The sequence below is a fragment of the Seonamhaeicola sp. NFXS20 genome, from assembly GCF_049132085.1.
Lineage (GTDB): Bacteria > Bacteroidota > Bacteroidia > Flavobacteriales > Flavobacteriaceae > Seonamhaeicola.
Genome location: NZ_JAFMPU010000007.1, coordinates 113601 through 130238, shown reverse-complemented (window position 1 = coordinate 130238; position 16638 = coordinate 113601). Strand labels below are relative to the sequence as shown.

The following is a 16638-nucleotide window of genomic DNA, read 5'->3' as shown; positions in this document are numbered from 1 at the left end:
AAAGCCTCACTAAAAGTGAAGCTTTTTATATTATTAAATTAAATGTTATTTAGAATTGATAACGAATACCAAGTGCAATATCAAAATCTAAATCATTGTTATCATATAAATCTTCTCCAAAACCAATTTCAGGTCTAAAATCAAGAGATAATTGTAACGGAATTTCAAAATCATATTCAATACCTATATCACCTGCAGCAAAAATAAATGTGTCTGTATCATCAATTCCTGGTACATCAACACTATAAGAGCCAATACCACCACCAGCTCCAACATACCAATTAAAACTACCGTCTAAAGGCATAACCCATTGGTATAAACCAGCTAGTTTAAACCCGTCATAGTCATTACCATCTCTCCAACCTAAATCAAATTCTAAACGATTACTGTCACTTAAAGCTCTTTGGTATGACACTTCGGCACCAAACCCATCACTATCACCTAAACGTAAACCAATAGCATTATCGGCTATACTTTGTGCATTGGTAGAGAATGCAAACCCTATTACTGCTAATGATAATAAAAATAATTTTCTCATAAGTTTAATTTTTGTTGTTTAATTATTCGTACTTCATAGTAAGTACGTTAATTTTATTATTCTAGATTAGTTTACAAAAATAACGCCAAAAGCGTATATATATTTAACTAATTAAAGATATTAATTAAAAAATAAATTAAAGGCTTGATAATAAAGTTTTTGTAGAGCTAAATTTAGCTTATTTTTTTTCGTGCTTTTCAACTATAGTAATGGCAGCAATTAAGTCTTTTACTTCCATGTCTGCCATAGATTCATCAACGTAAAAAGCTGCTAGTTTATCTTTACTGTAGTTATAAATTTTCCAACGTTTAAATTGGTATTCTAGAGCAGTAAAATTTTCAACCCAGTCGCCAGAATTCAAATACATAGTGCTACCGTACTTATTTTCTTTATACTCCATTTTAGGTTGGTGTATGTGTCCGCAAACCACATAATCATAGCCGTTTTCTATAGCTAAATCAGAAATAACCGTTTCGTAGTCGTTTATAAATTTAACAGCTTTTTTTACACTGTTTTTTATTTTTTTAGAAAGCGAATAACGCTCTTTCCCTCGTTTTTCTAAATACCAATTAACACCTCTGTTTAACAGAATAAGAAAATCATAACCATAACCACCAAGTTTAGCTAACCATTTGGTTTGTTGTATAGAAACATCAAATACATCACCATGAAAAAACCATCCTCTTTTTCCGTCAAGGTCTAAAACAAGTTTATCTACAATAGAGATATTACCAATATTGGTGTTGCTAAATTTTCTTAGCATTTCATCATGATTTCCAGTAATATAAAATATCTCAACGCCATCGGCAGCCATATCCATAATCTTTTTAATAACTTTTAAATGAGATTTAGGAAAGTAGCGTTTACTAAACTGCCAAATATCAATAATGTCTCCGTTTAGTATTAATTTTTTGGGCTCAATACTGTTTAAATAAGTTAGTAAATGTTTAGCATGACATCCGTAAGTACCCAAGTGTACATCAGATATTACGGCTATTTCTATTTTTCTCTTTATTTTCAATATTAGGGAGGCTTATATAGTTACAAATAACTACTTTTACTATTATGTAATGATTACGGTATAATTATTTTATTATCAGTTTATTGTTAAGCAAGTGTTATGCTTTTAATTGAATTTACTGTGTTTAGCACAATTTCATTTTTGTTTCTCTTAGAATAGATTTACTTTAGCAAAAATTTTTTAACATGGCAGGAAATTCCTTTGGAAAACTATTTAATTTAACAACTTACGGAGAATCTCACGGCACTGCACTAGGTGGTGTAATAGATGGATGCCCTTCTGGAATTGAATTAGATTTTGATGCTATTCAGCACGAGTTAAATAGACGTAAACCAGGGCAATCTGCCATTGTAACGCAACGTAAAGAACCAGATACTGTTAAATTTCATTCTGGTATTTTTGAGGGTAAAACAACAGGTACGCCTATTGGATTTGTTATAGAAAACACCAATCAAAAATCTCACGATTATTCTCATATAAAAGATAGTTATCGCCCAAGTCATGCCGATTATACATACGATAAAAAATACGGTTTTAGAGATTATCGTGGTGGCGGACGCAGTTCTGCGCGCGAAACATCATGTAGAGTAGTAGCAGGAGCCATTGCAAAACAACTTTTAAAAGGCATAGAAATTACTGCTTATGTGTCTAGTGTAGGTACTATGAGGCTAGAAAAACCGTACACCGAGTTAAATTTGGCTAAAGCCGAAGAAAACATAGTGCGTTGTCCGGACCCAACTATGGCTTCTCAAATGGAAAGCTATATAAAAGAAGTACGTAGTAAAGGCGATACCGTTGGCGGTATAGTAAGCTGTGTTATTAAAAATGTGCCCGTAGGCTTAGGTGAACCAGTATTTGATAAATTACATGCCGAATTAGGTAAAGCCATGTTATCTATAAACGCTGTAAAAGGTTTTGAATACGGTAGTGGTTTTCACGGAAGTACCATGTATGGCAGTGACCATAATGATGCGTTTAATACAGACGGTAGTACCAAAACCAATTATTCTGGAGGCATACAAGGCGGTATAAGTAATGGTATGGATATTTATTTTAATGTAGCCTTTAAACCAGTAGCTACCCTTATCCAAAAATATGAAACCATAGATAAACACGGTAATACGGTAGAAATGCAAGGTAAAGGGCGCCATGACCCTTGTGTGGTGCCTCGTGCGGTACCCATTGTAGAAGCTATGGCGGCCTTAGTGTTGGCAGACTTCTATTTAATAAATAAAATGCATTCTTAGTAGCTCCCGCTTTAAGTTTATCCTGAGTTTGTTGAAGGACTAAATCTTTTTTATACGTTATTGCGAAGTAAATTTTTAATTTACTGTGGCAATCTCTTAGTTTAATGAGATTATTACATCTGTTTCTCTCTATAATGATGATTCATTTAGTACAAACCTAAAATTCAAGAAATAAAACCTATATTATTTAAAAGTGGCATTCAATCTAAACAAATGTTTGTTTCTAAAGAAGTATTAAGTATTTTTAATAATGATTATAATATTTTAAAACAACAAACATGACATTCTCAAATACTATTGTTTCTGTAAAATGGCTTTATAACAACCTAGAAAACAAAAATTTGATTGTTTTAGATGGTACTATAAATAAAGTATTTGATACCCAATTACCACAAATACCTAAAGCGCGTTTTTTTGATATAAAGCAAAAATTTAGTGATACATCGGGAGCATTTCCTAGTACGTTTCCATCACAAGAACAATTTCAAGCAGAAGCCCAAAATTTAGGGATACATAACCATAGTATTATTGTTGTTTATGATGATAAAGGTATTTACTCTAGCGCCCGTGTATGGTGGCTTTTTAAAGCTTTTGGGTTTAATAATATAGCGGTTTTAGACGGAGGCTTTCCAGAATGGTTAAAACACAATTTACCTACAGAACCTATGGTAGTATATCATGGCGAAAAGGGTAATTTTACAGCAACACTGCAACCAGAATACATGATGTTTTTTAATGATGTTAAAATAGCGTCACTACAAAAAACACATACCATTGTAGATGCCCGCTCTAGCGCCAGATTTAATGGTGAAGTACCAGAACCCCGAGCAGGATTGCGTAGTGGTACCATTCCTAACTCTATAAATTTACCGTTTACTAATTTGTTAAACAACGGACTGTTTAAACCCAAAAAAGAGGTTGAAGACATATTTAGCAAAACTATTAATAAAACCCCCAATGAACCTATAATATTTTCATGTGGCTCTGGTATTACTGCCTGTGTTTTGGCATTAGGAGCAGAAATGTCAGGTTATAACAATATAGCTGTTTATGATGGCTCTTGGACAGAGTGGGGTACTTTAACAACAAAAACTATGGATGCACCAAGCACTTGGACAAAAGAAGAATTGTTGGCGTATATTTTAATTTATGTAGCCAACTCAGATCTTAAAGAATCATGGAAAGAACATGACTATATTTTAAATAGAGTAGATGAAAAAGTGTATAAACGTATGCACCAACAGTTTGAAACCGATAACGATTACCAAAGCATTCAAAATATAGTTGAAGCCGTAAAAACACACGATTATTTTAAAAATGATTTAACCGATTTATTTGCCGATATAAAATTAATGGCTTTTGCCGATGGCGATTTACACCCCATGGAAGAAGCTATTTACAACCAGTTACGGAAAATTTTAAGGGAGGCTTAAGAAACGCTTATTGTGTTTCGTTAAGTAGACAGGACAGGTAAAAGTAATTATTTATATTGTTGTTGGGATTTTTAATTTATGACATCATTAAAATGACAATCGATTTTATCATTGATTTTACTAAAAACAGCCCAAGCTACACCAAATATTTCTTGTTCGTCTAAATAATAACGAATGAAAAAATTCTTTGCACTTCCAAAACAATTTAATTTTAGATATTCCGAAAATTCAATTAATTCTTTTTGACTAACTTCAGAGTTTAATAAGACTTCTAAATCACCTATTTTTGTTATTTCTGCATAATTTTTCTTAACTATTTTAAACCCAATTTTATTCTTACCAACAATATTCTTTGGTATTTGAGTAAGATATTTTGGTTCATTTAAATAAGGGTCTACAACTGATTTTGGTTTAAGTTTATAGCTTTTACTCTCTAGTTCCACTTGATAGTATTTTACACCACGACCTTTTAATTTTTTCATAATCAAATCTTTAAAATTATTTTCCATTCTTAATCCAAAATAAATTGACTTTAATGCATCGTATTCATAGTAATATGGACCAGAAAAATTTGTCGTAATTCTGTATTCTTTTTCATAACTCCATCTTAGGGATTTGTATCCAGCTAGTTTTTTAATCAATTCTTGATTTTTACTCGGAATATCTTTCAATTCAATATTTGGTGGATTTTTTGTGTAAATGATTGGGAAAGAAAAGAAAGTTCCAGAATAACTATTCAACAGTTTGTCTAAATCATATTCAATGCAGAAACCTTTGTGACCATTTGCATAGTGTGCCCAAAGAATTTCATCAAGTGCATTACCTGACAATGAGTAAATTCCTATTTTTTTCAAAGCTTCAAGCAGATTCATTAAAGCATTCTGGACTTTTGATAAAGCTTCTTTCCTTTTTTGATTTAAAAGCCAACCTAAAGATTTAGATTGTTTTTCAAACTTATCGGACTTGACTATAGTTTCCCAAGGGTCGTTTAGTGCATCAATTGAAGAACTCCAGAAATAATTTTCCTCTAGAGATTGAATATCTCTTTCGATGATTTCTTTTGTTCCTCCTCGATATTTGTAAACTAACAATGGTTTTTCTGTATTAGTTATAGGTTGAGCGGTTTAGAACTTAACTTTGCAAGTACACATCAAACTGAAAATTCGTTAGGATTTTCAGAAGTAGACGAGTAGAAGTAATTACTTTTAGCCATTGTTTCTAACTAATGTTATCTTTAAAGTAATGCTCCAAAACCACCTAAGGCAAAAGCTAAAATGACAAAAAATACAGGAATAGCAACAAGCCACCAAACAAGCATTGAAGTATTAGAACGTATTTTTTCGAGTTTCTCAACTTGTAATTTATTAGCGTACAAAAGTTCTTTTAAAGTTTCACTGTCATCAAGGTCTCCATACGTTTCCAAGAATTTAATTCGTTTTTTTGTTGTTGGTATTTTGTCTTGTCCCATATTCTTAATTTAAAAATTCAGCAATTATGTCATAGATATCTTTATCGTTATCAAGCAGCTCTTTAAAAACTACTACAGAGGCAATTAATTTGTTTTCTTTCATTTAAATTTAATAAATAATAATTGTGCTTCTAACTTATAGTTAACACCATTCCCATACAGAAACAAGTTCAGCACAGGTAATTTATATCCGTGAATGAGCTAAGTTAATTTTTTAACTTATAAAAGTCAATAATTACTACTTGATTTGAAAGAAAAGTTATAAACAGTGGTTTGTTTATTAATCTAAAAACTTGCTTTTAAGTTCTGGGGTAGGTATCATGCAAGCGTCTTTTTTACCATACCATTTGTAGCGGTTTTTGGCAATATAGTCATATACACAATTTCTTATAAAAGCGGGTATTATAAAAAATACACCCATAAGGTTTCTAGGAAATCCTAAATAGTGCGCAATTTTTAAGGCTGCGGTAGATTTGTAGCTAATGCCTTTTTCTGGGGTATAGAGTAAGATAGAATCTATTTTATTGGTGTCTATGTTATGACTTTCAATAATACTTTGCCCAATATTGCTTTGTAATGGTGCAAACAAAAACAAGTTGTTTTTATCGTGCTTTATAACATATTGTACAGCGCTGTTACAAAGGTTACAAACACCATCAAATAGAATAAGTTTTTTGTTTTTGGGAATTTTAAAAGTCATTACACAAAGGTACTACTTTACAAGCTTTTTAAAAAGGAATTTAAATCGGTCTCTTTATCTAGTTCTAGTTTCTTTTTAAGACGGTATTTAGACTTAAAAATACTATCTGGTTGCACATTAAGCATAGAGGCTATTTCTTTGGTGGTGAGATTCATACGTATAAATGAAGCTAATTTTATTTCTTTATCTGTAATATCTTTGGCTAAAGATTTTATTTTGTCATCAAAGTTATTGTGTACTTCAGAGAAATAGCTTTTAAAAATTTCCCAATCTTTATCTTCAGCATTTTGCTTTTTTAGTAGCATTACTAAGCGGCGAAATTCTATTTTAAACAATTCGGGAGATTTTTTAATTTTTTCTAAATTCTCTTTTAACTCTTGTATAAAGGTGTTTTTCTGCACCAAATGCAGGGTTTGAGATGCTAATTCTTTTTTCTTAAATTCAATTTCTTGTTTGTAAATGGCTTCTTGTTTTTCGCGTTCTATTTTATTTTTTTTAATACGTTGTTTAAAACTCAAATAGAGTAGACCAGCAATGGCTAAAAAAGAAAACATACCAATACCATAAAGGGTTTTAGTGAGTTGGTTATTTTTAGCTTGTACATTTAAGGTTTTTATTTCTTCTTCTTGTAAGGCAATTTCGGTTTCTTTTTTGTTAGAGTCGAACTGTATTCGTAACTCTTCAATTTTGTTCACCTTTTCCTTATTTAAAATAGAATCACTTAAAATTTTGAATTCTTTAAAATTTTCAAAAGCTAAATTAATTTGTTTAAGTTGTTTATAACCTTCACTTAAATGTTTAAGAGCTGTTCTTTTAATAGAAATATTTTGGTTTTGTTCGGCATACTGTTTAGCTCTTATACCATATTTAATAGCTAAATTGGGTTTGTTATTTAAAAGGTATAATTCGGCAAGTTTATTATTGGCAATAGCTATACGCCTTTTAGCACCAATTAACTGAGACGTTTTAATAGATTGATTATAATAATTAATAGCCTTTTGGTATTGTTTAAGTTGTATGTAACTGTTGCCTAAATTTGTTAAGGCAGCTGCTTCAATTGCTTTAACTTTAGCCTCTTTACTTTTATTAATACTTTTATTAAAGTATGTAATAGCTGTAGCTTCTTGATTTAAATGCAAAAGCATAACGCCAATATCATTTAATGCTTGGGCTTGGTAGTAAATATCATTATAGTCTTCATAAATTTTAAGAGCTATTTTGTTATAATTAATGGCTTTTTTAAAATTTCCAAGATTATTTTCTATGGTTGCCAAATGATTATATGAGTCTGCAATTCTAATGGTATCTGCAATGGCTTCAAATAGGGTAATTCCTTTTAAAACATTAGTTAAAGCAATAGAGTAATAGCCTTTATTTTGGTTTATGGTGCCTTTAAAATCATAGGCCAAAGCCATTCCCAAAGAATCGTTGTTTCTTATACAATTATTTAGAACTAAATTATTAATGCTATCGGCTTTTATTAAATTACCTTGTGAAAACTCTAGTATTGCCAACCCACCGTAGGCTTGAGAGATAAAAATATTATTGTTTATTTTTTCTGCAATTTTTAAGCTAGATTTGTAATAGTGTTTAGCAGAGTCTAGTAAATCAATGTTATTATAAACAACACCTAATTGATAATAAGCTAAACTTGTTCCTGATTTAAAATCAATTTTTTCTGAAAGATTTAGCGCTTCAAAAGCATATTTTTTGGCTAACTTGTTAGAGCGGTACATATAATAATTTATAATGTTATTAGCTGTTTTTATTTTTAAAGTATCTAACGGTTGCTTTTGGTATACGTTTAAAAGACTATCTATATTCATTTTGTTTTGTGCATAGGCTAAGGTATTACCATAAAAAATGAGAATAAGGAAAGTAAAAAATAGTTTCATACACTAGAGTTTTGTATGTCTAAGATAGTTATTAAATCCGTCTATAATAAGGTTTGTCTTATAGGTTAAATATGTTTGTCCTTAATAAATCTATGTTTTTATAGTTATAAATGTATTGTTTTATTTGTTTTAAAATGTTTATTATCAGCAGATTGAGTTTATTTTTTGAAATATTAAGGTATGAATTAAAAAAGGTGTTTTGGTAGTGTTTTTAGTTGTTGTGTCCATGGTTTGTCCATATGTAAAATTAGTTTTAGCAACCATTGCTTTCTAAGTTTGATATGTTGAATCACTAAAAATTAGAAATAATGAAAACACAGCTATTAACAAGTAAGCCTATAAAGTTAGGTGTAATTTTTTGTATTGTTCTATTTACCTTTTTTTGTTGTAGTACCGAAAGCACTAATGAGGGAGATGATACTTTAATCTCTGAAGAAGAACTAACCGAAATAAATGATTTTTTAGCAAGCCTTAGCAATTTTAGTCAAGAAGAGGCGAAACCAGATCAAGAATTTATAGAGGAGGTAAGTAAAGAAAGAGAAGGAAACACGAATGAATGTGTGGTTGAAAAATATAAAATGGCACCTGGTTTTGATGAGATGATACTCTTAGATCCTACAAGCGATGTTATTTACCCAGGCGCCATGTTAAAAGGCGAATCTATACCTACAGGTGAATATATTGGTATCACAGGAGAACGTACACCTATAACACTATCGGTGTCTTTAGAAAATTTAAACGGAAAGCCTTCTACAGTAATTAAAGAACCAAATATTGCCACAGTAAGAGAAGGGGTAAAAGATATGTTGCAGCAGGGTGTAACTGGGTCTGCTTCTGCAAAGGTAAATTTTACAACAGAAGAAGTGTATTCTGAAGAACATTTAAATGTAGCCTTAGGTGCCAGCTATTCTAAAGGTAAAAACAGTATTTCTGGTTCCTTTAATTTTAATAGTTCTGAAAAACAATATAAATATGTTATAAAGTATCTACAGGTTTATTACACTATAGATTTAACTATTGAAGACACACAAAACCCAGGCAAGCTTTTTACATCGGTACCAAATTTAAATTCTACAAGTCCTGTAATAGTATCATCTGTAAAATATGGTAGAATGTTATTATATACTGTTGAAACCAATTCAAAATTCACAGATACTCAAGCCGCTTTTAATGCTGCTTTTAACGATGGTACAGCAGGAGCATCTGGAGAGCATGAATCGTTCTGGAATAGTTCTACCGTAAAGGCTTTGGTAATTGGTGGCTCTTCTGGCGATGCTGCAAAAGTGGTAAGTGGTCCACAAGGTGTTTATAATTATATTACCGAAGGCGGAGAGTACTCTGTAGATTCTCCGGGTGCTCCATTGGGCTATACACTTAGGTACATTAGAGAAGGTTTTCCTATTGCTAATGTTGTATTGTCTAGCGAATATAATATTAGAACTTGCTATGAAGCGTATCAAAAATATGGGGTTGAGCTCCATGGTTTTAATTGTGTAGATAATGATGGTGAATCTGGTAAACTTGAAATTTATGGTAGCATGACAGGTGAAATTTATCAAAATAAAACCAGAATTAATGATGTTTTTTGGTCTAGGCTAGAAGAAAATCCTCTAAATGTAGATGAAAATACATTTTATAATGTAAATGTTGATGCTATGGAAGTTGAACTGTACAAACCAAATTTAGAAACTGATTATGTTGAGATTTGGGCAGAATTTTCAGAAAAAGATGCTTTTGATGATGATGATTTTGGTAGTGTTTCTAAAAAAATATTTCTTAAAGATGTCCAGGATTCTAAAACACCATACATTAGGTTAAACCTACAAGATGATCCCGGAAGCGATATGAGAGCTTATTTTTACGTTTGGCGCATTTATTAAAAATAGCTCAATAAAGACCATAATTAAAATATTAAGAAAATGAAAACATATATATATCTAGTATTTATCGTGTTAAGCGTAGAAGCATTAAAGGCGCAAACCTTTGAGGTAGAAGGTATAAATTACAATATTTTAAATGCAACTGATGTGGAAGTAATGAGTAAAACTGGTTGTTATTCAGGAGATATAACAATACCTGCCACTGTAGATTATGCTACTAATACTTATAGTGTAACTACCATTGGTTATGAGGCTTTTAAAAATTGCGATATTACAAATATTACCTTACCAAATTCAATAACCCAAATTGAAGATTATGCGTTTAGAGACTGTAGAGAAATAACAACCATAACCTTACCTAATTCGGTAACAAATATAGGATATGGTGCATTTTTATACTGTACAATTTTAGAATCTGTAAATATACCTGATGGTGTAACAGCAATTGATCAATTTACTTTTGGTTCATGTAATGCTCTTGAGTCTATAAACATACCAGAATCTGTGGCATCAATTGGTACTTATGCATTTACAAATTGCTCTAGTTTAGTTACTGTAAACTCATATATGGTAGCTCCTATTAATATTACAGTACATGTATTTTGGAATCTCGATTTATCATCAATAACCTTAAATGTGCCACCTGGCAGTGAGAGTGCGTATGCAGTAGTAGCTGTTTGGCAAGACTTTAAAGCCATTAACGGAACATTAAGCAATGATAAATTTGAGGCATTTAAAGAATTAAAGGTATATCCAAATCCCGTAATTAGTGAATTGAAAGTTGTAGGTTTAAATCAATTAGAAGCGTTTAAAATTTATAATGTTTTAGGAAATGTTGTAATGAAAAGTGATGTGGTAAACAACGAATCTATAAATCTAGAAGGGTTAGTTTCAGGATTATATTTTTTAAAACTTAAAAATAAAACCCCTATAAAGTTTATTAAAAAATAAATACATTTTTTAAAGCAGTTGGCTCCTAAAGTTGAGATTCAGCAACTTGGGGCTGGCTGTTATTTTTAATTATGTTCTGTTACTACTTTGTATAGAGTTACTTGTGCGGCTTTTTCGTAATCATCATGCCATCCAAAATAGTTTCCGGTTTTAAAGTAGTTTTCATAGCCATAACCATTGCCAACATAATCGTAAACAAAGGTATAATCAATATTAATATCTTTAGATTCACAAACTAAACCATAATAAAACTTACCGTTTTCAATTTTAATTTTAAAGGTAAATATTTCATTGTCAACATTGGCTATATCAAGTTTATCGTCAAAAGCACTAGTCCAAGGTTCTCCTTCATCTGGTTTTGTGTAATAATCTATTTGAATGGTGCCACTGTTCCATCTAATTTTTATTGTTGCAGGCGCGCCTTCTAATCCTGTAGTTTCTTTACCATGAACTTGGGCAACAATGGTTCTACCATTACCTTCTACATAATCTACTTTTAAGGTAGTTTCTAAAATATGTGTTCCGGTAGCCATAGACCAATTATCTGTAGTGGTTTGGTTACCACGCCAAAACTCTCTTAGTTCGGTTCTACAGTATTTATCGCCTAATTCAGAATACCCAGAGGTAGTATATCCAGTAAATTTGGTATACATGGTGTAACTACCATCACTGTTTTTGTAGAAATATTTTGATGTTTGTGGTCCCAAGTTATCATCAACAATATCTTGGTAAAAAATAGATGTGGCACTTCCGCTGCCATTATTTAAGGGAACTGATAAGTACCAGTTTTTCCAAACAATGTTTTCTTCGGTAGTTTCTTCTTCTTGTTCGGTTTGTTCTTCTTCAGGTGTTTGTTCTTCTTCTGTAGTATTTACATTTTCATCTTGAGATGAGCTACAGTTAAAAACCAAAACCATTGCTAATAAAGGCAGAAGTAAGATAAATTTCTTTTTCATCATTTTTATTGTAAAAATACGTAAATTATTTAGCCTCAACTAATTCTAGTTGCTCTACACTTACATTGGTGGTAAACATACCATAATTAACTACCGCCTTGTTTTTTTCAATTTTATCTATAGTACCTACAGAACGTCCGTCTTCTAATCTTACTCTATCACCAATTTTTAAAATAGGTTTTGGTTTAGCTGGTTGTTTTGCTTTAAGTTCTTTTTCGGCCTTTTTCTTTTTACGTATAACTTCAACTTTCTTTTCAACTTCTTTTTTTACTTGTTTTTCTTTGGCTTTTTCGGCTTTCTTTTGTTTGGCAGACAGCCGTTTACGTTTTGAGTTTTCAATTTGAACTAATTTAAAGAGTTCATTCATCAACTCCCGTTTTTGTTTGTTGTTAAAGTATTTTTCTGCTATATCATTTACTTTTTGTCCTAAGTAAATTAAACGCTGATTGCTATCGTATAGTTCTTGATAGCTTTCTAGTTTTCTTTGAATTTTTGCGTTTATTTCTTCTAGTTTATCGGCTTCTTCGCTCTTCTTTTTTTCGTTTAGTTTGAGTGATTGTCCGGTTTTTTCTAATCTAGAGCGTTCTTTTTGTAATTTAGCAATAGTGGCATCAAAACGAACCTTACTACGTTCTATTTTCTTTTTGGCACGATTAATTAAGCTGTACGGAATGCCATTTTTTTGAGCTACTTCAAATGTAAAACTACTTCCTGCTTGCCCTACCACTAATTTAAACATAGGTTCTAAAGTACGCTCATTAAACAGCATGTTAGCATTTATCATATGTGGCAATTCGGTTGCTAATATTTTTAGGTTAGAATAGTGTGTAGTAATTATACCAAAAGCTTCTCTATGATAAAACTCTTCTAAAAAAGTTTCTGCTAAAGCACCACCAAGTTCAGGATCGCTACCAGTACCAAACTCATCAATTAAAAACAGCGTGTTTTTATTACACTTTCTTAAAAAGTAATTCATTTGTTTTAAACGGTAACTGTAGGTGCTTAAGTGATTTTCAATAGATTGATTGTCTCCAATATCACTTAAAACTCTATCAAACAAACAGGTTTTACTGCGCTCATGCACTGGTATTAAAATGCCGCTTTGTAACATTACTTGTAGTAGTCCAATTGTTTTTAAAGTAATACTTTTACCGCCGGCATTGGGGCCAGAAATTACAATAATTCTGCTGTCTTGTTTTAGCTTAATGGTTTGCGGATAGGTTTTTACGTCCTTTTCTAAATTAGTTAAATAAAGTAATGGGTGATAAGCATCTCGTAAAAACAGGTTGCGTTCTTCTGTAATTTCAGGAAGAATGGCATTCATAGAGCGCGCGTATTTTGCTTTGGCAGCAATGACATCTAATTGAATTAAAAAGTCCTGAGAATCTTTTAAAAGAGGGGCAAACGGACGAATAAAATTGGTTACCTCTTTTAAAATCCGGATGATTTCCTCTTTTTCTTCATATTCTAAATTATTTAATTCCCTAGAGTATTGTAGGGTAGTTTCTGGTTCAATGTAAACAATACTGCCAGTTTTACTGCTTCCCATAATAGAACCACGAACCTTTTTTCTATACATGGCTTTAACAGCAAGTACGCGTTTGTTTTCAATTACAGATTCTCTAATATCATCTAAATACTCTTGACTATGATATTGGTTTAAGGCGGTAGCAAAACTCTGGTTTATTTTTCCTTTTACAAGATTAATAGATTGCCTTAATTGATAAAGTAGATCTGATGCGTTGTTTTTTATATCTCCAAATCTATCAACAATACTATCTATTTTTTGAATAATTTCATTAGTGATTTCAATATTTGAAGCCAAAGTATTTAGTTGAGGATAATACTCTTTAAACTTCTCTAGAAACAACACAATTTCATTGGTTGTTGAAGAGATGGAAGTTATTTTTTTTAAGCTGTAAACCTCTAAATATGTGTTTTCTATGTTTAGTAACTTTAACTCTTTATTTATGGTTTCAAAACGGTGGTTTGGGATGCGATTATCATTTTCAAAGGATGATAAATACTCGTTTGTGTATGTTAAAGATTTAATGATGTCTGCTTTGTTTTTATAAGGTGCAATTTTTAATGCAGCCTCATTACCTAATGGTGTAATACAGTGTTCACTTACTTGTTCTAAAACAGTGTAAAATTCTAAATCTTCTAACGTCTTTTTATGAATATTTATCATTATTATTTTTTGATAGGGGTAGCAAATTTACATAATCTATTGCGATGTTTTTATTTGTGTTAACATTCTTAATTAATGTTAATTAACAAAATTATAACTTATTTGTATTTTGATAGTAGTTAAATTGCTTAAAGAAATCAAAATCAATCCATTAATCAAACAACGAGCAATTAGCAAACTAAGCCCAATCATTTATGATTGGGTTTTAACTTATGTAATTCCAGATGTTTTTGTATTTAGATAATGCTTTGTATGTGTTTAAAATATTGAGGTTTTTGGGTTTAGATAAAGTAGGGTCTTCTTTAAGCGTTTTTTGCGCATAATTTCTAGCTTGTTGTAAAAGTGCTTTGTCTTTAACAATATCTGCTATTCTAAGGTTTAAAACACCACTTTGTTGAGTTCCCATAATATCTCCAGGACCTCTAAGTTTTAAATCTACTTCGGCAATTTTAAAACCATCATTGGTTTTAACCATAGTTTCTAAGCGGGTTTTACTGTCGTTTGTTAGTTTGTGGCTTGTCATAAGTATGCAATAGCTTTGTTCTGCACCTCTACCAACTCTACCTCGTAATTGGTGTAGTTGTGATAAGCCAAAGCGTTCTGCACTTTCAATAATCATCACAGTGGCGTTGGGTACATTCACACCAACTTCAATAACGGTGGTGGCTACCATAATTTGTGTTTCGCCTTTTACAAAACGTTGCATTTCGTAATCTTTATCGGCGGGTTTCATTTTTCCGTGAACAATAGAAATTTGATAATCGGGCATGGGGAAATCTCTTGAGATACTCTCATAACCGTCCATCAAATCTTTATAATCCATTTTTTCACTTTCTTTAATTAGCGGGTAAACAACATATACTTGTCGGCCTTTTTTTATTTCTTCTCTAATGAATCTAAAAACATTTAATCTGTTATTATCATATCTATGTACGGTTTTTATAGCTTGTCTTCCTGGGGGTAATTCGTCTATAATTGAAATATCTAAATCGCCATAAACAGACATGGCTAAGGTTCTGGGAATAGGGGTGGCGGTCATTACTAAAATATGTGGAGGCGAAACATTTTTACGCCATAATTTACTTCTTTGAGCAACTCCAAATCGATGTTGTTCATCAATAATAGCAAGTCCTAAATTTTTAAATTTAACCTTATCTTCTAATAAAGCATGAGTGCCAATGAGTATTTGTAAATCACCATTTTCTAAAGATTTATGAATTTTTTTTCTTTTTGAAGTTTTAGTTGAACCAGTTAATAGTTTTGTATTGATATTCAGTTTATTACACCATTCTAGTAATCCGTTATAGTGTTGAACTGACAAAATTTCAGTTGGCGCCATTAAGCAGGCTTGAAAATTGTTGTCAAGTGCCATTAACATTGACATAAACGCTACTATGGTTTTTCCTGAGCCTACATCACCTTGTAAAAGGCGGTTCATTTGCGCGTTACTACCCAAATCTGCTCTTATTTCTTTTAAAACACGTTTTTGGGCATTAGTTAATTCAAAAGGTAAATGGTTGTTAAAAAAGGTGTTGAAATAAGTACCTACTTTTTTAAAGGGATACCCTTTAATTTTTGATTTGTGAATTAAGTTTTTTAAGATGAGTTGTAGTTGTATAAAAAATAATTCTTCAAATTTTAATCTTAATTGCGCCTTAGCAAGTAACTCTTGACTTTTAGGAAAATGAATATTTAATAAAGCCTCACTTTTAGAAATAAGTTGTAACTCAGTAATTAAATTGGGAGATAGTGTTTCTGCAAACCTTCCTTTGGTTTCTAAAAATAATTGTTGAACAATTTTACTTACCACACGATTACTTATACCTTTGTTTGATAGTTTTTCGGTAGAAGGATAAATAGGTTGAATACCACTGCTAAGGCCTTTTTTGTGTTCTTCAGTGGTTTCAATATCGGGGTGGGGCATACTAAATTTACCGTTAAACCAATTGGTTTTTCCAAAAATCACATAAGATGTATTCAGTTTTAGGCTTTCTCTAATCCATTTATGGCCTCTAAACCAAACTAACTCCATAGTGCCAGTGTCATCTTGAAAAGTGCCAACCAATCGCTTACCACGTTTTTGTGCTACTTCTTTAAAGCCTGTAATAACACCAACAACTTGAATTTCGGCATTACTTTGTTGTATTTGATTTATTTTGTAATATCTGGTACGGTCTATATAACGGTTTGGAAATAGGTTTAAAAGATCTTGATAAGTGTGAATACTAAGCTCTTTTCTAAGCAAATCGGCCCTATTAGGGCCAACGCCTTTAAGGTAATCTATAGGGGTTTGTAAAAAAGCGGTATTCATGGAACTAAAATAATTCTTTTGAAACGAATTGCAAGTGGCATTTTGTA

General features: G+C 31.4%; 13 protein-coding genes. 4 read left to right on the top strand and 9 right to left on the bottom strand.

What is annotated here, in order from left to right; genetic code table 11:
* Positions 1-49 precede the first annotated feature (49 nt).
* Both J1D01_RS11515 and J1D01_RS11510 read right to left on the bottom strand, forming a co-directional pair.
* Complete coding sequence (locus J1D01_RS11515) at positions 50-538, bottom strand: hypothetical protein (RefSeq protein ID WP_372936620.1); 489 nt, start codon at positions 536-538, stop codon at positions 50-52.
* Positions 539-716: 178 nt separating this feature from the next.
* The gene (locus tag J1D01_RS11510) at positions 717-1559 is read right to left on the bottom strand and encodes a UDP-2,3-diacylglucosamine diphosphatase (RefSeq protein WP_421150914.1); all 843 of its coding nucleotides are present in this window, start codon (positions 1557-1559) and stop codon (positions 717-719) included.
* Positions 1560-1744: 185 nt separating this feature from the next.
* Between J1D01_RS11510 and aroC the strand changes: the two genes are divergently transcribed.
* Positions 1745-2806: a chorismate synthase gene (gene aroC, locus J1D01_RS11505; RefSeq protein WP_372938731.1), complete on the top strand. Its 1062-nt coding sequence runs from the start codon at positions 1745-1747 to the stop codon at positions 2804-2806.
* Between the two features lie 278 nt (positions 2807-3084).
* Positions 3085-4239, top strand: coding sequence for a sulfurtransferase (locus J1D01_RS11500; protein WP_421150913.1), 1155 nt, complete (start codon positions 3085-3087; stop codon positions 4237-4239).
* A gap of 71 nt (positions 4240-4310) precedes the next feature.
* Here J1D01_RS11500 and J1D01_RS11495 read toward each other — a convergent pair whose 3' ends face one another.
* The 4 genes from J1D01_RS11495 to J1D01_RS11480 all read right to left on the bottom strand — a co-directional run bounded on the left by J1D01_RS11495 (position 4311) and on the right by J1D01_RS11480 (position 8302).
* A complete protein-coding gene (locus J1D01_RS11495) occupies positions 4311-5330 on the bottom strand; it encodes a DUF2971 domain-containing protein (RefSeq protein ID WP_421150912.1) in 1020 nt (339 codons plus the stop codon).
* Positions 5331-5473: 143 nt separating this feature from the next.
* The gene (locus J1D01_RS11490; RefSeq protein ID WP_421150911.1) at positions 5474-5707 is read right to left on the bottom strand and encodes a hypothetical protein; all 234 of its coding nucleotides are present in this window, start codon (positions 5705-5707) and stop codon (positions 5474-5476) included.
* 280 nt (positions 5708-5987) lie between these two features.
* Entirely contained in the window at positions 5988-6407 is a 420-nt protein-coding gene (locus J1D01_RS11485) for a thiol-disulfide oxidoreductase DCC family protein (RefSeq protein WP_372938128.1), read from the bottom strand.
* Positions 6408-6424: 17 nt separating this feature from the next.
* Positions 6425-8302, bottom strand: coding sequence for a tetratricopeptide repeat protein (locus J1D01_RS11480; protein WP_421150910.1), 1878 nt, complete (start codon positions 8300-8302; stop codon positions 6425-6427).
* Positions 8303-8610: 308 nt separating this feature from the next.
* Between J1D01_RS11480 and J1D01_RS11475 the strand changes: the two genes are divergently transcribed.
* Both J1D01_RS11475 and J1D01_RS11470 read left to right on the top strand, forming a co-directional pair.
* Positions 8611-10182, top strand: coding sequence for a thiol-activated cytolysin family protein (locus tag J1D01_RS11475; protein WP_372938130.1), 1572 nt, complete (start codon positions 8611-8613; stop codon positions 10180-10182).
* A gap of 39 nt (positions 10183-10221) precedes the next feature.
* Positions 10222-11133, top strand: a complete 912-nt coding sequence (locus J1D01_RS11470) for a leucine-rich repeat domain-containing protein (protein WP_421150909.1) — start codon at positions 10222-10224, stop codon at positions 11131-11133.
* A 65-nt stretch (positions 11134-11198) separates the two neighbouring features.
* Here the strand turns inward: J1D01_RS11470 and J1D01_RS11465 are convergent, their stop codons facing one another.
* The 3 genes from J1D01_RS11465 to recG all read right to left on the bottom strand — a co-directional run bounded on the left by J1D01_RS11465 (position 11199) and on the right by recG (position 16591).
* Positions 11199-12092 (bottom strand): polysaccharide lyase family 7 protein, encoded by an 894-nt coding sequence (locus J1D01_RS11465; RefSeq protein WP_421150908.1) that lies wholly within the window; start codon positions 12090-12092, stop codon positions 11199-11201.
* Positions 12093-12114: 22 nt separating this feature from the next.
* The gene (locus tag J1D01_RS11460; protein WP_421150907.1) at positions 12115-14280 is read right to left on the bottom strand and encodes an endonuclease MutS2; all 2166 of its coding nucleotides are present in this window, start codon (positions 14278-14280) and stop codon (positions 12115-12117) included.
* Positions 14281-14485: 205 nt separating this feature from the next.
* Positions 14486-16591 (bottom strand): ATP-dependent DNA helicase RecG, encoded by a 2106-nt coding sequence (gene recG, locus J1D01_RS11455; protein WP_421150906.1) that lies wholly within the window; start codon positions 16589-16591, stop codon positions 14486-14488.
* Positions 16592-16638 lie beyond the last annotated feature (47 nt).